Annotated in this window: 15 protein-coding genes; 6 read left to right on the top strand and 9 right to left on the bottom strand. The window is 72.2% G+C overall.

The genetic code is table 11. From position 1 onward, the window contains the following. Positions 1–129: 129 nt before the first annotated feature. Together acs and ABZ854_RS26850 are read right to left on the bottom strand one after the other, a co-directional pair. Positions 130–2,145 carry an acetate--CoA ligase gene (acs, locus tag ABZ854_RS26855; RefSeq protein WP_361215257.1) on the bottom strand — a complete coding sequence of 672 codons (2,016 nt, stop codon included), beginning with the start codon at positions 2,143–2,145 and terminating at the stop codon, positions 130–132. Continuing rightward, positions 2,142–2,762: an acetate uptake transporter gene (locus ABZ854_RS26850; RefSeq protein WP_361215255.1), complete on the bottom strand. Its 621-nt coding sequence runs from the start codon at positions 2,760–2,762 to the stop codon at positions 2,142–2,144. Before ABZ854_RS26850 ends, acs begins: the two co-directional genes overlap by 4 nt. Before the next feature lie 359 nt (positions 2,763–3,121). On the opposite strand from ABZ854_RS26850, the gene ABZ854_RS26845 reads away from it, so the two are divergent. From ABZ854_RS26845 to ABZ854_RS26835, 3 genes are all read left to right on the top strand, one after another. Next, positions 3,122–4,915 (top strand): DEAD/DEAH box helicase, encoded by a 1,794-nt coding sequence (locus ABZ854_RS26845; protein ID WP_361215253.1) that lies wholly within the window; start codon positions 3,122–3,124, stop codon positions 4,913–4,915. 383 nt (positions 4,916–5,298) lie between these two features. Continuing rightward, on the top strand, positions 5,299–5,940 hold the full coding sequence (locus ABZ854_RS26840; RefSeq protein ID WP_361215251.1) for a helix-turn-helix domain-containing protein: 642 nt from the start codon (positions 5,299–5,301) through the stop codon (positions 5,938–5,940). A gap of 240 nt (positions 5,941–6,180) precedes the next feature. Beyond that, a complete protein-coding gene (locus ABZ854_RS26835; RefSeq protein WP_361215249.1) occupies positions 6,181–6,972 on the top strand; it encodes a S16 family serine protease in 792 nt (263 codons plus the stop codon). Between the two features lie 5 nt (positions 6,973–6,977). Here ABZ854_RS26835 and ABZ854_RS26830 read toward each other — a convergent pair whose 3' ends face one another. From ABZ854_RS26830 to ABZ854_RS26810, 5 genes are all read right to left on the bottom strand, one after another. Beyond that, on the bottom strand, positions 6,978–7,949 hold the full coding sequence (locus ABZ854_RS26830) for a glycine betaine ABC transporter substrate-binding protein (protein ID WP_361215247.1): 972 nt from the start codon (positions 7,947–7,949) through the stop codon (positions 6,978–6,980). 14 nt (positions 7,950–7,963) lie between these two features. Then, complete coding sequence (locus ABZ854_RS26825; RefSeq protein WP_361215245.1) at positions 7,964–8,866, bottom strand: ABC transporter permease; 903 nt, start codon at positions 8,864–8,866, stop codon at positions 7,964–7,966. After that, the gene (locus ABZ854_RS26820) at positions 8,863–10,107 is read right to left on the bottom strand and encodes a betaine/proline/choline family ABC transporter ATP-binding protein (RefSeq protein WP_361215263.1); all 1,245 of its coding nucleotides are present in this window, start codon (positions 10,105–10,107) and stop codon (positions 8,863–8,865) included. Before ABZ854_RS26820 ends, ABZ854_RS26825 begins: the two co-directional genes overlap by 4 nt. An 82-nt stretch (positions 10,108–10,189) precedes the next feature. Continuing rightward, on the bottom strand, positions 10,190–10,837 hold the full coding sequence (locus tag ABZ854_RS26815) for an ABC transporter permease (protein WP_361215243.1): 648 nt from the start codon (positions 10,835–10,837) through the stop codon (positions 10,190–10,192). A gap of 54 nt (positions 10,838–10,891) precedes the next feature. Next, positions 10,892–11,410: an Lrp/AsnC family transcriptional regulator gene (locus tag ABZ854_RS26810; protein WP_361215241.1), complete on the bottom strand. Its 519-nt coding sequence runs from the start codon at positions 11,408–11,410 to the stop codon at positions 10,892–10,894. Between the two features lie 122 nt (positions 11,411–11,532). Here ABZ854_RS26810 and hppD point away from each other — a divergent pair, with 122 nt between their 5' ends. Then, complete coding sequence (hppD, locus tag ABZ854_RS26805; RefSeq protein ID WP_361215239.1) at positions 11,533–12,678, top strand: 4-hydroxyphenylpyruvate dioxygenase; 1,146 nt, start codon at positions 11,533–11,535, stop codon at positions 12,676–12,678. Here hppD and ABZ854_RS26800 read toward each other — a convergent pair whose 3' ends face one another. Continuing rightward, positions 12,679–14,181 (bottom strand): tetratricopeptide repeat protein, encoded by a 1,503-nt coding sequence (locus ABZ854_RS26800; protein WP_361215237.1) that lies wholly within the window; start codon positions 14,179–14,181, stop codon positions 12,679–12,681. Positions 14,182–14,278: 97 nt separating this feature from the next. On the opposite strand from ABZ854_RS26800, the gene ABZ854_RS26795 reads away from it, so the two are divergent. Beyond that, complete coding sequence (locus ABZ854_RS26795; protein ID WP_361215235.1) at positions 14,279–15,688, top strand: FAD-linked oxidase C-terminal domain-containing protein; 1,410 nt, start codon at positions 14,279–14,281, stop codon at positions 15,686–15,688. Positions 15,689–15,717: 29 nt separating this feature from the next. Here ABZ854_RS26795 and ABZ854_RS26790 read toward each other — a convergent pair whose 3' ends face one another. Continuing rightward, positions 15,718–16,131 (bottom strand): SsgA family sporulation/cell division regulator, encoded by a 414-nt coding sequence (locus tag ABZ854_RS26790; protein ID WP_129308902.1) that lies wholly within the window; start codon positions 16,129–16,131, stop codon positions 15,718–15,720. Positions 16,132–16,397: 266 nt separating this feature from the next. On the opposite strand from ABZ854_RS26790, the gene ABZ854_RS26785 reads away from it, so the two are divergent. Beyond that, positions 16,398–17,876 carry an RDD family protein gene (locus tag ABZ854_RS26785; protein ID WP_361215233.1) on the top strand — a complete coding sequence of 493 codons (1,479 nt, stop codon included), beginning with the start codon at positions 16,398–16,400 and terminating at the stop codon, positions 17,874–17,876. Positions 17,877–17,972: the final 96 nt, after the last annotated feature.

The raw sequence follows: 17,972 nt of genomic DNA, 5'->3' as shown, positions 1-17,972 counted from the left end.
ACGAAGCGGGTGGTAAGGCAGTGGCCGAAGGCGGCTTCGTCGGCGCTGAGCGCTCCGGCGGTGATTGCCATGGTGCCGGTGCCCTTGGCGACGAACGCCCGCCTCGCTGCTTCTCTTCGCCGCTGCCCGCTACTCCTCGGCCGCCTGACCGCTCAGGCCGCCGCGGATGGCGTCCATCACCGAGGAGTCGGTCAGGGTGGTGACATCGCCCAGGGCACGCCGGTCGGCCACGTCCCGCAGCAGACGGCGCATGATCTTCCCGGAGCGGGTCTTGGGCAGTTCCGCGACGACCAGGATCTGCCGCGGCCGCGCGATCGGCCCGATCTCCCGGGCCACGTGGTCGCGCAGTTCCTTGGCGAGCGCGGCGCCGTCGCCCGTGGCGGCGGCGTCGGAGCGCAGGATCACGAAGGCCACGATGCCCTGCCCGGTGACCGCGTCCTCGGCGCCGACCACGGCCGCCTCGGCCACCCCCGGGTGGGACACGAGAGCCGACTCCACCTCCGTGGTGGAGATCCGGTGCCCGGAGACGTTCATGACGTCGTCCACCCGGCCCAGCAGCCAGATGTCGCCGTCCTCGTCCTTCTTGGCCCCGTCACCGGCGAAGTACCAGCCGGGGAAGCGCGACCAGTAGGTGTCGATGTACCGCTGCTCGTCGCCCCAGATGGTGCGCAGCATCGCCGGCCACGGCTCGGTGAGCACCAGGTAGCCGCCGGAGCCGTTGGGCACCGGGACGCCCTTGTCGTCCACGACCTCGGCCTTGATGCCGGGCAGCGGGCGCAGCGCCGATCCCGGCTTGAGGACGCTCACCCCGGGCAGCGGGCTGATCATCTGGGCGCCGGTCTCCGTCTGCCACCAGGTGTCCACCACCGGGCAGCGGTCGCCGCCGATCACCCTCCGGTACCAGATCCACGCCTCCGGGTTGATGGGCTCGCCCACCGAGCCGATCAGCCGCAGCGAGGTGAGGTCGAACCCCTCCGGGATGTCGCTGCCCCACTTCATGAAGGTGCGGATCGCGGTGGGCGCGCAGTACAGGATGGTGACGCCGTACTTCTCCACCAGCTCCCACCAGCGGCCCTGGTGCGGGGTGTCCGGGGTGCCCTCGTAGAGCACCGAGGTCGCCCCGTTCGCGAGGGGGCCGTAGACGATGTAGGAGTGGCCGGTGACCCAGCCGATGTCGGCGGCCGTCCAGAACACGTCGGTCTCGGGCTTGAGGTCGAACACCGCCCAGTGCGACCAGGCGACCTGGGCGAGGTAGCCGCCCGAGGTGTGCAGGATGCCCTTGGGCCGGGCCGTCGTACCCGAGGTGTACATGATGTACAGCGGGTGCTCGCTGTCGAACGCCTCGCAGGTGTGCTCGGCCGGCTGCGCGTCGACCAGGTCGTGCCACCAGACGTCGCGGCCGTCCTGCCAGTCGACGTCCTGACCGGTGCGGCGGACGACGAGCACGGAGCGGACGTCCGGGCAGTCGCGGACCGCCTCGTCCACCGCGGGCTTCAGCGCGGAGGGGTTGCCCCTGCGGTAGCCGCCGTCCGCGGTGATGACCACGCGGGCGTCGCAGTCCTGGATGCGGCCGCGCAGCGCGTCCGCGGAGAATCCGCCGAAGACCACGGTGTGCGGGGCGCCGATGCGGGCGCAGGCCAGCATCGCGATCACCGTCTCGGGGATCATCGGCATGTAGAGGGCGACCCGGTCACCGGTCCCCACGCCGAGGGAGAGCAGGGCGTTCGCGGCCCGGCACACCTCCTCGGTCAGCTGGGTATAGGTGAGTGTGCGGGTGTCGCCCGGCTCGCCCTCCCAGTGGAAGGCCACGCGGTCGCCGTGCCCGGCGGCGACGTGCCGGTCCAGGCAGTTGTACGCCACGTTGAGCCGCCCGTCGGTGAACCAGCGGGCGAAGGGCGCCTTGCTCCAGTCGCGGACGGCGGTCCACGGCTCGGCCCAGTCGAGCCGGTCGGCCGCGGCGGCCCAGAAGGCGTCCGGGTCCGCGTCCGCCTCGGCGTACGCGGACTCCGGGACGTTGGCGGTGGCGGCCAGGTCGCCCGGGGGCGGGAAACGGCGCTCCTCGTGGAGCAGGTTGGCCAGGGTGGCGTCGGTGCCGTTCGCGCCCGCCGTGCCGCCCGTGTCCGCTGTGCCGTCCGACGAGGTCATGGCCGTACCCTTTCCCGCCCGGACAGCGGCATCACCGGGACGACCTGCCGCTTCCAGGTGGCGTTGACGACGCCGGCGAAGGACGCGTACCAGGCGGCGACCGCGGTGATCAGGCCCAGCCAGCCGCCGATCTTCGCGGTGGTCGTGGAGGACGAGAACTCGGCGATGGTCAGCACGATGTAGGTGGCCGACAGCAGGCCCAGCACGACGACGAGCGCGCCGCTGGTGCGCATCGCTGCGACCGTCATGTAGACGGTGAAGATCGCCCAGACCAGCAGGTACAGCCCGGTCGCCTGGTGCGCGGTGGCGAGCGGCAGGTGCACGAACTTCACGTAGGCGGCGTACGACAGCCAGAACGAGGCGTACGAGCAGAACGCGGTCGCGCCGAAGGTGTTGCCCTTGCGGAACTCCCACATGCCCGCGAGCAGTTGGGCCAGCCCGCCGTAGAACAGGGCGAGCGGCAGGACGACGCCGCTGAGCGTGGCGTCGATGAGGTCCGCGTTGAAGGCGCTCAGTACGAACGTGGTCGCGGCGAATCCGGCCAGGCCGAGCGGGCCGGGGTCGGCGATGGGCTGTTCGGCGGCCGGTGTGACGGCGCCGGTCTGTGGGGTGCTCATGTGTGCGCTTGCCCTCCTCGTCGAGGAACAGCGGTCCGTCACCGGAGAGGCGTCGACACGTCACCGGACCGGTTCGCGGAACAGATACCTCCAACCCACGCTAGGCCGGTCCCGGTGGCACCACCAGACAACGCGCACGACCGTGCCCCGGTCGGCCCAGGGCGGTACGCCGCCGGTGTGAGACCGGCGGGCGGCCGTCCCGTGCGGCCGCCCGCCGCCGGTGCCGTACCGCATGCGCTTTCCTGTGATGTGGGTCCCACCCGCGGGTGACCCGGGCTCGGGTGCGCGTTGACGTCGGGGGTGCGCCGGTAGGGTGGCCCGGTTGTCCGACGTAGCCGCCCGACCCCCCCACGGAGACCGTGACTACCACCGCCGCCGCCACCTCCCACCACCTCTCGCCCGCCTTCCCCGGCCGCGCCCCCTGGGGTACCGCCAACAAGCTGCGTGCCTGGCAGCAGGGGGCGATGGAGAGGTACGTCCAGGAGCAGCCGCGTGACTTCCTCGCCGTCGCGACGCCCGGCGCCGGGAAGACGACGTTCGCGCTGACCCTCGCGTCCTGGCTGCTGCATCACCACGTCGTGCAGCAGGTGACCGTGGTCGCACCGACCGAGCACCTGAAGAAGCAGTGGGCCGAGGCCGCGGCGCGGATAGGCATCAAGCTCGACCCCGAGTACAGCGCGGGCCCGCTCGGCAAGGACTACCACGGCGTCGCCGTGACCTACGCGGGCGTCGGCGTCCGGCCCATGCTGCACCGCAACCGCGTCGAGCAGCGCAAGACCCTCGTGATCCTCGACGAGATCCACCACGCCGGTGACTCCAAGTCCTGGGGCGAGGCCTGCCTGGAGGCGTTCGAGCCCGCCACCCGCCGGCTCGCCCTCACCGGCACGCCGTTCCGCTCGGACACCAACCCCATCCCCTTCGTGACGTACGAGGAGGGCAACGACGGGATCCGGCGCTCGGCCGCCGACTACACCTACGGCTACGGCAACGCCCTCGCCGACCACGTCGTCCGGCCGGTCATCTTCCTCTCCTACAGCGGCAACATGCGCTGGCGCACCAAGGCCGGCGACGAGATCGCCGCCCGGCTCGGCGAGCCGATGACGAAGGACGCGATCAGCCAGGCCTGGCGTACGGCCCTCGACCCGCGCGGCGAATGGATGCCCAGCGTGCTGCGCGCCGCCGACCAGCGGCTGACCGAGGTCAGGAAGGGCATCCCGGACGCCGGCGCCCTCGTCATCGCCTCCGACCAGGACTCGGCCCGCGCCTACGCCAAGCTGATCCGCGAGATCACCGGCAGCAAGGCCACCGTCGTGCTCTCCGACGACGCCGGCGCCTCGAAGCGGATCGACGAGTTCAGCCAGGGCGACGACCGGTGGATGGTCGCGGTGCGGATGGTGTCCGAGGGCGTCGACGTGCCCCGGCTCGCGGTCGGCGTGTACGCCACCACCATCTCCACCCCCCTCTTCTTCGCCCAGGCCGTCGGGCGTTTCGTACGGTCCCGGCGGCGCGGCGAGACCGCGTCCGTGTTCCTGCCGACCGTGCCCGACCTGCTGACCTTCGCCAATGAGATGGAGAAGGAACGCGACCACGCCCTCGACAAGCCGAGGAAGGAGGGGGAGGAGGACCCGTACGCCGAGTCAGAGAAGGAGATGGACGAGGCGAACAAGCAGCAGGACGAGGACACCGGCGAGCAGGAGCAGTTCTCCTTCGAGGCGCTGGAGTCCGAGGCCGTCTTCGACCGGGTCCTCTACGACGGTGCCGAGTTCGGCATGCAGGCGCACCCGGGCAGCGAGGAGGAACAGGACTACCTGGGCATCCCGGGACTCCTGGAACCGGACCAGGTGCAGATGCTGCTGCAGAAGCGGCAGGCCCGGCAGATCGCGCACAGCCGCAAGAAGCCTGACTCCGAGGCCGACCTGCTGGAACTGCCCGCCGAACGGCGGCCCGTCGTCTCCCACAAGGAGATGATGGAACTGCGCAAGCAGCTGAACACGATGGTCAGCGCCTACGTCCACCAGAGCGGCAAGCCGCACGGGGTGATCCACACCGAGCTGCGGCGGGTGTGCGGAGGGCCGCCGAGCGCGGAGGCCACGGCGGGGCAGTTGCGGCAGCGGATCGAGAAGATGGGAGAGTGGGCGACGCGGATGCGGTGACGCTCCGCTGGTTTGCCGTCTTCTCGCCCACCCGCCCGCCCGACTCGGGTGGTCCAGCAGTGGCCGTCTCGGGGCTCCGCCCCGGACCCCGTGCTGTGCTGCGCGGCCGCTCGGCGCGTATCAGGACGAATGCTGCCAGGGCGGATCTTGTTGTGCCCGGATTCTGGACGAAGGCTTCCGCTCAGCGAACTCCCTTCGCTACTGTCCCGCTACGCAACGCCCCGTGGCAGCGCCGCCGCGGAGCGCAGCCGTGAAGCGACACGGCCCGGAGCCGCCGGGCCGTCCTGCCGATCGGCGGCCTCTGAAGCGCGTCGCCGACGGGACTCGACGACGCACCTCCCGCTCCGTTGGCTGCCGACCTCACCACTGAAGGAGTGGGCGTCGTGACCGCGGAGACCTCTCAGACGCTCGACCGGGGACTGCGCGTCCTCAAACTGCTGGCCGACACGGACCACGGGCTGACCGTCACCGAGCTTTCCAACAAACTGGGCGTGAACCGGACCGTGGTGTACCGGCTGCTCGCCACGCTGGAGCAGCACGCCCTCGTACGGCGTGATCTCGGTGGCCGGGCCCGCGTGGGCCTCGGGGTGCTGCGGCTGGGCCGGCAGGTGCATCCGCTGGTACGGGAGGCCGCGCTGCCGGCGCTGCGCTCGCTCGCGGAGGACATCGGGGCGACGGCGCACCTGACGCTGGTGGACGGGACGGAGGCGCTGGCCGTCGCCGTGGTCGAGCCGACCTGGACCGACTACCACGTGGCCTACCGTGCCGGGTTCCGGCATCCCCTGGACCGGGGTGCGGCGGGCCGGGCCATCCTCGCTGCCCGGCAGGCGCCTCTGGCCGAGCCGGGGTACACGCTGACGCACGGTGAGCTGGAGGCGGGGGCGAGTGGGGCCGCGGCGGCGCTGATCGGGGTGACCGGGGTCGAGGGCAGCGTCGGCGTCGTCATGCTCGCGGACTCCGTCCCGGAGAGGGTCGGCCCCCGTGTCATGGACGCGGCCCGAGAGGTAGCCGAAGCCCTCCGCTGACCCGGGGCGCCGTTTCGCTCACCGGCGATATGCGGCTCCGCCGCGCGGGCGCGACAAGCCACGGCGTACCCGCACCCGGCGAACGGCCCGCACGCGGCAGGCGCTGTCCCGTGCCGCACCCGGCGAACGGCCCGCGCCCGGCAGACGGTGGCTCGGGGCGCACCCGGCGTACGGGCCCGCGCCCGGCAGACGGTCCCCGGTCCGTGAAACCCAGCGGAGCGGTCACGTTAGATTGATGCCGTGCTCTCACGTCTCACGCGTCCCCAGGCCCTCCTCGTCTGTGTCCTGCCCGTCGTGGCCCTGCTGGCGACCGCCGCGTTCGCGCCGCTGCCGTTCACCGTGGCGCAGCCGGGGCTGACCGCCGATGTGCTGGGGAAGAACAAGGGCACCCAGGTGATCACCATCTCGGGGGCGCCGGTCCGCGCGACCAAGGGCCAGCTGCGGATGGTGACCATCGAGGCGACCGGCCCGGACACCCCCGTCCACCTCGGCGACGTGCTGGGCAACTGGTTCCGGACCGACCGGGCCGTCATGCCGCACGACTCGGTCTACCCGAGCGGCGACACCGTCAAGGAGATCGAGAAGCACAACACCCAGCAGATGCGGCAGTCCCAGGACGCGGCGACGCAGGCCGCGCTGAACTACCTGCACCTGAGCGGCGACGACGTCAAGGTCAAGCTGCGGCTCGCCGACGTGGGCGGCCCCAGCGCGGGCCTGCTGTTCACCCTCGGCATCATCGACAAGCTGGACGGCGACGGCAGCGGCGGCGACCTGACGGGCGGCCGCACCATCGCCGGTACGGGGACGATCGACGGCCACGGCGCGGTCGGCGCGGTCGGCGGGGTGGCCCTGAAGACGCAGGCCGCCCGCCGGGACGGCGCGACCGTCTTCCTGGTCCCGAAGGACGAGTGCTCCGACGCACAGTCCGAGCTGCCGAAGGGCCTGCGCCTGGTTCCGGTCAGCACCCTGAAGGGCACGGTCACCGCCCTGAAGGCCCTTGAGACGGGCAGGGGCTCGGTACCCAGCTGCTGAGGGCCCTACTTCACGAACCCCTCCTGCTTCATCCAGTCCAGTGCCACCTGGTGCGGGTCCTCGCCGTCGACGTCCACCTTGGCGTTCAGGGTCTGGGCCACCGTGTTGTCCAGCTTCTTGGTGACGGGGTCGATGACGCGGGCGATGGCCGGCCACTTCTTCAGGACCTTGGTGTTGATCACGGGCGCCGCGTTGTAGTTGGGGAAGAAGTGCTTGTCGTCGGCCATCACCACCAGGTGCATGGACTTGATTCGGCCGTCGGTGGTGAAGACCTCCCCGTACGTGCAACTCCCCTTCGCCACCTGGGTGTAGATGATCCCGGTGTCCATCTGGGTGATGTTCCGCGTCGGGATGTGCATCCCGTACGCCTTCTCCATGCCGGGCAGCCCGTCGGCCCGGTTGGCGAACTCGCCCTCCACGCACAGGGTCACCGCGCCGGGGTCCTTCTTCGCCAGCGCCGCCACCTGGGACAGCGTCCGGGTGCCGTACTTCTTGAAGTTGTCCTGGTTCATGGCCAGCGCGTAGGTGTTGTTCAGGCGCGAGGGCGGCAGCCAGGTCAGCCCGTTCTTCAGGTCGGCGTCCCGGACCGCCTGCCACTGCTTCTCGGGGTCCGGGATGGGCTTGCTCTTGCCGAGGTAGGTGATCCAGCCCGTGCCGGTGTACTCGTAGAGGGCGTCCGCGTCGCCGCTCTTGACCGCCTCCCGCGATCCGATGGACCCCTGGATGCCGGTCCGGTCCAGCACGTCCGCGCCGGCCGCCTCGAAGGCGATCCCCATGATCGCGCCGAGGATCAGCTGCTCGGTGAACTCCTTGGAGGTGACCGTGAGGTGCGCCCCCTTCAGCGGCTTCCCGGCGCCGATCGAGCCGGGCTCCACGTCGTCCACCATCGGCGAACCGCTGGTCAGGCCGCAGCCCGCCGAGAGGGAGAGGGCGATCAGCAGCAGCGCGGCGGCGGGCAGGGTCGTGCGGCGCCCCATGTGCCCCGTGCACCTCATGCGCCCACCTCCAGACCGCGCGGCCGGAGCAGGACCTCCGTGAGGGCGGCCAGCCAGTCCACCAGGAGGGCCAGCGCCACGGTGAGGACCGAGCCCAGCACCAGGACCGGCATGCGCTGCGTGGTGATGCCCGTGGTGATCAGCGTCCCCAGGCCGCCGCCCCCGCCGAAGGTCGCCAGCGTCGCCGTACCCACGTTGAGCACCAGGGCCGTCCGCACGCCCGCGAGGATCAGCGGTACGGCGAGGGGGAGTTCGATGCGGGTGAGCACGCCGAACGGGGACATGCCGATGCCGCGGGCCGCCTCCAGCAGCGTGGGGTCGTTGGCCTTCAGCCCGGCGATGGTGTTGGACAGCACGGGCAGCACGGCGTAGATGATGATGCCGATCAGCGGCGCCTTCGTGCCCGTGCCCAGCCAGATCACCAGCAGGGCGAGCAGGCCGATCGCCGGGGTCGCCTGGCCCATGTTGGCGAACGCCACGGCGACCGGGGTGGCCTTGCGGAACGACCGGCGGGTGAGCACGATGCCCAGCGGGATCGCGATGATCAGCACGAAGAACGTCGAGATCACCGTCAGCTGCACGTGTTGCCACAGCGCCTTGGAGACCTTGCCGTCCGACAGGGCGTTCTCCGAGATCGTGTCCAGGTGCGCCTGCTGGAACCACAGCCAGGTGGCCAGCAGGATCGCGACGAGGAACGCGGGCCGGACCGTCAGCTGCTGCCAGGTCAGCCGCCGGGCCGGCGGCCGCTGCCGCGGGGGAGGGGCCTCCTGTCCGGCCTCGTCCGGGAGTGCGAGCCCACCGTCCTCGTCGCGGAACGCGGTCCCCTCGCGCTCGTCGCCGAACGCGCGCCCCCTGACCTCGTGCTCGCCCTCGGGGCGCCGCCGCGGGGACGTGCTCATGCCTTCCCCGTCCCGCCGGGAGCCCCGCCCCCGCCCCCCACACCCTCCTGCTCCAGGTGGGTCTGCTGGGAGCGGGCCTCTTCCAGGTCGTGCTGGTGCTCCATCGCCTCCAGCCGGTCCTCCTCCAGCAGTTCGTGCACCGAGTTCATGAGGGTCTCCATGTCGACGACGCCGAGGTACTCCCCGCGCCGCCCGGTCACCGCGACCCGGCCCGCGTTGTCCGTGAGCACCGCCTCCAGCGCGTCCCGCAGGGTCGCGTCCCGGGTCACCGTGTCGTGCACCAGCGTGCCCGCGCGGGCCAGCGAGCCCCGCGCCCGCATCAGGTCGCCGCGCCGGAGCCACTTGTAGGGGCGGCGGCGCCGGTCCAGCAGCAGGATCTCGTTGGTGCCGCTGCTTCGCAGGAACCCGAAGATCTGCTGCAACGGGGTGTCCACGGTCACCGTCGGGTAGTCCCGCATCTCCACGTCCCGCACCCGGGTGAGGTTCAGCCGCTTCAGCGCCGCGCCCGCGCCGACGAAGCCGGAGACGAAGTCGTCCGCCGGGTTGGTGAGGATCGCCTCCGGGGTGTCGAACTGGGCGATGTGCGAGCGCTCGCGCAGTACGGCGATCCGGTCACCCAGCTTGATCGCCTCGTCGAAGTCGTGGGTGACGAAGACGATCGTCTTGTGCAGTTCGTGCTGGAGCCGGATCAGCTCGTCCTGGAGGTGGTCGCGGGTGATCGGGTCGACCGCGCCGAACGGCTCGTCCATGAGCAGCACCGGGGGGTCGGCGGCGAGCGCGCGGGCCACGCCGACGCGCTGCTGCTGGCCGCCGGAGAGCTGGCGCGGATAACGGCCGTGGAACTCGCCCGGGTCGAGCCCGACGAGGTCCAGCATCTCCTCGACCCGCGATCTGATCCGCGGCCTGGACCAGCCGATCATCTTCGGCACCAGCGCGATGTTCTGGGCGACGGTCATGTGCGGGAACAGGCCCGAGGACTGGATGGCGTAGCCGACCTTGCGGCGCAGCTTCACCGCGTCGATGTCGGTGACGTCCTCGCCGCCGATGCGGATGCGGCCGCCGGTCGGCTCGATCAGCCGGTTGATCATCTTCAGGGTGGTGGACTTCCCGCAGCCCGACGGGCCCACGAAGATCACCGTCTCGCCCGCCCCGATCTCCATGGTGACGTTCTCCACGGCCGGCTGCGGGTTCCCCGGGTACAGCTTGGTGAGGTTCTCCAGCTCGATGGTCGCCCCCGCCACGGAAGACGACTCGGCCGTTGCCTCGGACGCGGACTGGGACGAGGACTGGGACTGGGACTGGGACGAGGACTGGGACGACGACTCAGACACGGATCCCCCTCGGAATGGTCAGCCGCCCGATCAGCACGTACGCGGCGTCGAACAGAAGGGCGAGGATGATGATCCCCAGCGTGCCCGCGAGCACCTGGTTCAGCGCGTTCTTGCTGCCCAGCGAGCCGATCCCGCGGAAGATCTCGTTGCCGAGACCGGGCCCTGACGCGTAGGCCGCGATGGCCGCGATGCCCATCAGCATCTGCGTGGAGACCCGGATGCCGGTCAGGATCGGCGGCCAGGCCAGCGGCAGCTCGACCCGCATCAGGCAGGCGAACCGGGACATGCCGATCCCGCGGGCCGCGTCCACCAGCGTCGGGTCGACCCCGCGCAGGCCCACGATGGAGTTCCGCACGATGGGCAGCAGCCCGTACAGGGTCAGCGAGACGACGGTCGGCGGCACACCCAGCCCCACGACCGGGATGAGCAGACCGATCATGGCCAGGGAGGGGATGGTCAGGATGGTGGAGGTGGCGGTGGTGGCGAGGTTGCCCGCCCAGGTGCTGCGGTAGGTGACGATCCCGATCAGCACGCCGAGGACGGTCGCCACGACCATGCACTGGAACACCACGCTGGCGTGCTGGTAGGCGTCCGCGAGCAGCTGCTGGTGACGGGCGGTCAGATAGTCCCAGAAGTTCACACGCGCTCACCCCCGCTCCGGTTCGGGTCCCTCCGGTCGTCCGCGGGCCCGCGGTCAGGCTCCTTCGCTGTCCCTGCCGACGGGCGAGTTCACCTCCAGGGCGCACTCGCCGACGGCCGCCTGTTCCACCAGCGGGATGATCCGCAGCGGGACGGGGTTCTCCATGACGATCGCCGTGGAGGCCCGGACGATCCCATCAAAACCGACAACCCGGTCGATCACCCGCTGGAGATCGGCGTTCGAGCGGGCCACCAGCCGGCACAGCATGTCTCCGGTGCCGGTCGTGGTCAGCAGCTCCAGCACCTCGGGAACCGTCGCCAAGTGCGCCCGCACATCGGCTCCTTGGCCCTGCCGGATCTGCAGCGTGGCGAACGCGGTGACCGGGTAGCCGAGGGCCGCCGGGTCCACCTGGGGGCCGAATCCGCGGATGACGCCATTCGACTGAAGCCGGTCGAGGCGGGCCTGTGCCGTGCCCCGCGCCACCCCCAGCCTGCGGGACATCTCCAGCACCCCGATACGCGGCTCCCGTGCCAGCAGCACCAGGATCCGGCCGTCCAGATGATCGATCGCCACAGCGCCTCCAGGGGTGGTCATCCTGTACAGAAAGGCCGAGAGTCCGGCCGTACCGCTGAACAAAATGCCCAGCGATTACGCGAACTATTGCGCACCTTGCAGAGTCGGGTCACCCTTCCGCTATGACGCAGACCACAGACCACACTCCCGACACCGCGCGGCAGGCCGACCCCTTCCCGGTCAAGGGAATGGACGCCGTCGTCTTCGCCGTGGGCAACGCCAAGCAGGCCGCGCACTACTACTCGACGGCCTTCGGCATGCGGCTCGTCGCCTACTCCGGACCGGAGAACGGCAGCCGCGAGACCGCCAGCTACGTGCTGGAGAACGGCTCGGCGCGGTTCGTGTTCACCTCGGTGATCAAGCCCTCTACCACCTGGGGCACCTTCCTCGCCGAGCATGTGGCCGAGCACGGCGACGGCGTCGTCGACCTGGCCATCGAGGTCCCGGACGCCCGCGCCGCGCACGCGTACGCCGTCGAGCACGGTGCGAAGAGTGTCGCCGAGCCGTACGAGGTCAAGGACGAGCACGGCACCGTCGTCCTCGCCGCCATCGCCACCTACGGCGAGACCCGCCACACCCTCGTCGACCGCTCCGGCTACGACGGCCCCTACCTGCCCGGCTTCGTGGCCGCCCGGCCCATCGTCGAGCCGCCCGCCCAGCGCACCTTCCAGGCCATCGACCACTGCGTCGGCAACGTCGAACTCGGCAAGATGAACGAGTGGGTGTCGTTCTACAACAACGTCATGGGCTTCACGAACATGAAGGAGTTCGTGGGCGACGACATCGCCACCGAGTACTCGGCGCTGATGTCGAAGGTCGTCGCGGACGGCACCCTCAAGGTGAAGTTCCCGCTCAACGAGCCGGCGATCGCCAAGAAGAAGTCCCAGATCGACGAGTACCTGGAGTTCTACAACGGCCCGGGCTGCCAGCACATCGCGCTGAACACCAACGACATCGTGCAGACGGTCCGCACGATGCGCGCGGCCGGCGTCGAGTTCCTCGACACCCCGGACTCCTACTACGACACCCTCGGCGAGTGGGCCGGCGAGACCCGCGTGCCCGTCGAGACGCTGCGCGAGCTGAAGATCCTCGTCGACCGCGACGAGGACGGCTACCTGCTGCAGATCTTCACCAAGCCGGTCCAGGACAAGCCGACCGTCTTCTTCGAGATGATCGAGCGGCACGGCTCCATGGGCTTCGGCAAGGGCAACTTCAAGGCCCTGTTCGAGGCGATCGAGCGCGAGCAGGAGAAGCGCGGCAACCTGTAGTCATTCCTCGGACGGCAGCGGTTCGTCCGGCACGGGGCCCAGTGCGGCAAGCGCCCGCTGGGCCTCCGGCGCGTCCAGGGGCGAGAACCACGGGTTGATCCGCAGCGCCTCCTCAAGGTGCCGGCGGGCGGGAGCGGCCAGCCCCAGCCCCTGCTCGATCATCCCCCGGTGGAACGCGTACGGGGCACTGCGCACCCCGCCGCCCTTCGCCGCGTCCGTCGCGACCGCCGCGTACGTCAGCGCCTCCTCGTCGGCGCCCGTGCGGTGCAGCGCCCAGCCCAGCGCGTCGGCCACCGCGATGCCGGGCTGGCGCGCCCACTCCGCCCGCAGCCGCGCCACCGCGTCCGTGGCGTCCCCGTGGTCCGCCTCGAACCGCCCGGTCAGGAGGTCCTCGTCGACCCCGCCGGACTCCGCCTGCCGCAGCCGCTTTCGCAGCAGCGCGTACTGCTCCCCGGCCTGCCCGCCCCTGCCCAGCGACTCGTACAGCTCGCCCAGGTCCAGCAGGTCCTCCGGGCGCGGCCGCGTCGCCACGGCCGCCGCGTACGCGTCCAGCGCCTCCCCGTTCCGGCCCAGCGCGGCCAGCGCCCGGCCCTGCCCCGCGAGCGCCTCGCGCCGGTCGGGATCGAGGCGTACGGCCGCCCGGTAGTGCCGCAGCGCATCCTCGCGGTCCCCGCGCTCCCAGGCCAGCCGGCCCGCGTCCGCCAGGTACGCGGCCCGTTCGGCGGGCGTACCGGCGGCGGCCGCCGCGTCGGCGAGCTGGGCCTCGGCGTCCTCGCGCCAGCCCCGGTCCCGGTACACCTGCGACGCCCGCGCCATCACTGCCGGCCGCGCGGCGGGACCGGTGTGCAGTTCCAGCAGCTTCTCCAGGGTGGAGCCGGCCCGCTTGTAGTCACCGAGCCCCGTGTAGGCGTCGATCAGCGGCGGATACGCGGACCACTCCTTCGGCGTCAGCTTCCGCGCCTGCTCGCCGTACCGTTTCGCCGCCGGGAAGTCCCGGCGCGCGTTCGCCAGCGAGGCCAGCGCGCCGAGCGCCTCGGCGTTCCCCTCGGCCTTCACCTTCAGCGACGTCCGCAGTGCCCGCTCCGCCCGCGGGAAGTCCGCGGCGTCCGCCTCCCGCCGGCCGCGCGCCACATACGCGGACCCCAGCACCGCCCACGCGCGCGCGTCCCGCGGCCGCGCCCGCACCAGGCTCTCCTGCCGCCCGATGAGCACCGCCAGATCCGGCAGCGCGGCCGGTCGCCCGGACGTGACCGCCGTCAGCGCGAGCGCCCGCGCGCGGGGCCCCGGCGCGGGCGCCACGGCCTCGTGCCCCGACACCCCCGGCAGCAGCACCAGCGCCCCGCCGGCCAACAGCCCGCCCGCCACCAGGCCCACCAGCGCCCGCCGCGAAAGCCGCAGCCCCCGAAGCCGCACCGACGGCCGCACGGCACCCGACGGCGGGACCGCGCCCGGCGCGCCCACGTCGCCCGTATCGGGACGGTCGTCGTACGGTCGGATCTCCATGCCGCTCACTGTGCGTCAACCCGGCGACCGCGTCCGGGTGGCCCAAGGGCGGTGCGGACGGGTTCACACGGATGGCGGCGAGTGCGAAGGTGTGATCATGAGCCGTACCGAAGCGCAGCGCACCGCTCAGACCGGTGAGCCGGGGAGCCTCACCGGCCGGCTCCTGGCCGGGCTGCCGCCCGAGGCAGTGCTGACCGACCCCGACGTCACCGCCTCCTACGCCAACGACATGGCGAGCTTCTGCCCGGCGGGCGCCCCGGCCGTCGTCGTGCTGCCGCGCACAGTGGAACAGGTCCAGCACGTCATGCGCACCGCCACGGAACTGGGCGTGCCCGTCGTCCCGCAGGGCGCCCGCACCGGCCTGTCCGGCGGGGCCAACGCCGTCGACGGCTGCATCGCGCTGTCCCTCACGCGGATGAACCGCATCCTGGAGATCAGCCCCGTCGACCGGATCGCCGTCGTCGAACCCGGCGTCGTCAACGCCACGCTCTCCCGCGCCGTCGGGGAACACGGCCTGTACTACCCGCCCGACCCGTCCAGCTGGGAGACCTGCACGATCGGCGGGAACATCGGCACCGCCTCCGGCGGTCTGTGCTGCGTCAAGTACGGCGTGACCGCCGAGTACGTCCTCGGCCTGGACGTCGTCCTCGCCGACGGCCGCCTGATGTCCACCGGCCGCCGCACCGCGAAGGGCGTCGCGGGCTACGACCTCACCCGGCTGTTCGTCGGTTCTGAGGGCTCCCTCGGCATCGTCGTACGGGCCGTGCTCGCGCTGCGGCCCAAGCCGCCCCAGCAGCTCGTGCTCGCCGCCGAGTTCGGCTCCGCGACCGCCGCGTGCGACGCGATCTGCCGGATCATGGAGGGCGGGCACGTCCCGTCCCTCCTCGAACTGATGGACCGTACGACCGTCAAGGCGGTCAACGCGCTCGCCCACATGGGTCTGCCCGAGACCACCGAGGCGCTGCTGCTGGCCGCCTTCGACACCCCGGACCCCGCCGCCGACCTCGCCGCCGTCGGCGCGCTCTGCGAGGCCGCCGGCGCCACCCAGGTGGTGCCCGCCGACGATGCCGCCGAGTCCGAACTGCTGCTCCAGGCCCGGCGGCTCGCGCTGACGGCGCTGGAGGCGGTCGCGGGCACGACGATGATCGACGACGTGTGCGTGCCGCGCTCCCGGCTCGGCGCGATGCTCGACGGGATCGAGCGGATCGCCGCCAAGTACGACCTGACGATCGGCGTCTGTGCGCACGCGGGCGACGGCAACACCCACCCCACCGTCTGCTTCGACGCCCGCGACCCCGACGAGACCCGGCGGGCCCGCGAGTCCTTCGACGAGATCATGGCCCTCGGCCTGGAACTCGGCGGGACCATCACCGGCGAACACGGGGTGGGCGTACTGAAGAAGGAGTGGCTGGCCCGCGAGATCGGCCCGGTCGGCCTGGAGATGCAGCGCGCGGTGAAGCAGGTCTTCGACCCGCTCGGCATCCTCAACCCGGGCAAACTGTTCTGACGAGCCGCACCGGTTCACCACCGATGCGCTCACTGGGCCAGCAACTGGTCGAGCGCGTCGTCGATGCCCAGCCGCGCCGCCTCCGTCCCCGGCGCCACCACCCGCAGCGTCCGCTCCAGCCAGGCCGAAACCTGCGCGGAGGGCGCCTCCAGCAGGGCGTCGCCGTCGGGTGAACTCAGCGCCATCAGCACCACGCTGCGCCCGTCGGCCTTCGTCGGCCACACCCGCACGTCCCCCTGCCCGCACGGCCGGAACACCCCCTCCACCAGGAGTTCCCTCGCGAACGTCCAGTTGACGGGATGCTCGGAGTTGATGTGGAAGGTGACGTGCACGGCGTACGGGTCGTCGGTGCGGTAGCTCAGCCGCGCCGGGACCGGGACGCTCCGCTCCGGCGACAGGACGAGGTTCAGCTCCAGCTCGCGCTCCACCACGGTGTGCTCCATGACCTGCGTTTCCTCTCTCCCGGGGGCCGCCCGGACGCGGCCCCGCACGAGGGAGAGGCGGCGGGGGCGCGGGCATTACGCGGGTTCGGGGAAGTTTTTCGCCGCCTCTTCGCGTACGGCGCCGCTCCCTCCTCCCGGTATGGCGGAGCTGTGCACGGAGTTGCCCGTAAAGGTGCGGGTACGGCGGGACTGGCGGTGGGGGCTCCGCGCGTCTGATAGATGTGGAGGCTCGCATCCCACCTCCGAGCAGATACGGGACGACGGACATGAGCGCCCCAACCCCGGCCCCCGGCGACGACAGGCCCCGCGAGGGCTACTACCCGGACCCGTCCATCCCCGGCTACGTCCGGTACTGGAACGGCGCCTCCTGGGTGCCGGGCACCAGCAGGCCGGCGCCGAGGGACGGCGAACCGCTCAACCCGCCGCCGGGCGCCGCCCCGGCGGCTCCGACTCCGCAGGCTCCTGCGGCTCCGGTCGCCCCGGCCGGTCCGGCGTCTTCAGCGGCTTCCGCGGCTTCGGCGATGGAGGAGACGGGCCCGCACTTCTTCGACGAGGACCCGCAGCCCGCGCCGTCCGGCCCGCAGCGGCAGGCGCCCGCCGCATGGCCGGCCGACCCCAGGGTTCCGGCGGACGCCCCGGCCCAGCCGTCCGGCCACGCCATGAGCGCCGACGGCACGGCCTCCATCCCTCCGGCCGAGCCGGACACCCCCGACGCGGGCGGCACCTTCATCTTCCGCCGCCCGGTCCCGGGCCCGGCGGCGATCCAGGACGAGGGCACGATGACGTTCCGCCCGGTGCGGGACACCTCCGGTCCGGGGACGAGCGGGGCACGCGCGCGTGGGGCGCGTGGGCCGGCGAGCGGCGGCTCCGGCGCCCCCGGTGCGGCCGTCCCCGGCCTCCAGGGCCCGGTCGGAGCGGCCCCCGCCGCCTCAACTGCCGCCCCCGCCACCCCTTCCGCCGGTCCCGCCGCCCCGCCGGTCGCCGGTGCCGGTTTCGGAGCCGGAAAGGCGGCCGCCGCACGCGCCGCCGCACCGGCCCCCTCCGCGCCGAACGCCGCCGCACCTGCCCCCTCCGTGCCGCACCAGGCCGCCGCCCCGGCACCGCAGCCGGCGCCCGCCCCGGTGACCAGCGGTCCCGGGGGAGGGCAGGCCTCCTGGGCGCAGCAGGTGCACCAGTTGGCCGGGGCCGGGGACGAGCAGCCCGTCGCGCCGTGGAAGCCGCCGGTGGACGACATCTTCCAGGCGGCGGCGCGCCGGCAGGCCGCGGCCCGGCCCGCCGGACTCGGCAGGCGGTTCCTCGCCCGGCTCGTCGACAACCTGGTCATCGGCGCCGTCACCGGCGTCGCGGCCGTCCCGTTCGGCACCAGGGCCGTCGACCACATCCAGGACAAGATCGACGCGGCGAAGCTGTCCGGCCGCAGCGTCACCGTCTGGCTGCTCGACGGCACCACCGGCACCTGCCTCGCCATCGTGCTGGCCGTCCTGCTCGTCTTCGGCGTCCTCTACGAGGTGCTGCCCACGGCCAAGTGGGGCCGCACCCTGGGCAAGAAGCTGTGCGGGCTCGACGTGCGGGACATCGAGGGCCACGAGCCTCCCGCCTTCGGCGCGGCGCTGCGCCGCTGGCTGGTGTACAGCGTTCCCGGTCTCCTCGGCATCGGGGTCCTCGGCGTGCTGTGGTGCCTGTTCGACCGTCCCTGGCACCAGTGCTGGCACGACAAGGCGGCGCACACCTTCGTCGCGGGCTGACCGCCGGCCGCGCGACGGCGCCGAAGGGCTGGCACCGGTACTCCGTACGGCGGTCTGCCGGATGCGGTGGCGGGGAGTTCGGGATGCACTCGGGCC

Origin of the sequence: Streptomyces sp. NPDC047028, from assembly GCF_040644095.1 — a bacterium.
Lineage (GTDB): Bacteria > Actinomycetota > Actinomycetes > Streptomycetales > Streptomycetaceae > Streptomyces.
Note: the sequence above shows the minus strand (reverse complement) of the source record. Positions and strands in the feature narration are given on the sequence as shown.

What these genes read in the sequence shown, in the direction of transcription:
- hppD (WP_361215239.1), top strand. Translation starts at nt 11,533, where the DNA reads ATGACGCAGACCACAGACCACACTCCCGACACCGCGCGGCAGGCCGAC.
- ABZ854_RS26830 (WP_361215247.1), bottom strand. Translation starts at nt 7,949, where the DNA reads ATGGGGCGCCGCACGACCCTGCCCGCCGCCGCGCTGCTGCTGATCGCC.
- ABZ854_RS26825 (WP_361215245.1), bottom strand. Translation starts at nt 8,866, where the DNA reads ATGAGCACGTCCCCGCGGCGGCGCCCCGAGGGCGAGCACGAGGTCAGG.
- ABZ854_RS26785 (WP_361215233.1), top strand. Translation starts at nt 16,398, where the DNA reads ATGAGCGCCCCAACCCCGGCCCCCGGCGACGACAGGCCCCGCGAGGGC.
- ABZ854_RS26795 (WP_361215235.1), top strand. Translation starts at nt 14,279, where the DNA reads ATGAGCCGTACCGAAGCGCAGCGCACCGCTCAGACCGGTGAGCCGGGG.
- ABZ854_RS26800 (WP_361215237.1), bottom strand. Translation starts at nt 14,181, where the DNA reads ATGGAGATCCGACCGTACGACGACCGTCCCGATACGGGCGACGTGGGC.
- ABZ854_RS26790 (WP_129308902.1), bottom strand. Translation starts at nt 16,131, where the DNA reads ATGGAGCACACCGTGGTGGAGCGCGAGCTGGAGCTGAACCTCGTCCTG.
- ABZ854_RS26850 (WP_361215255.1), bottom strand. Translation starts at nt 2,762, where the DNA reads ATGAGCACCCCACAGACCGGCGCCGTCACACCGGCCGCCGAACAGCCC.
- acs (WP_361215257.1), bottom strand. Translation starts at nt 2,145, where the DNA reads ATGACCTCGTCGGACGGCACAGCGGACACGGGCGGCACGGCGGGCGCG.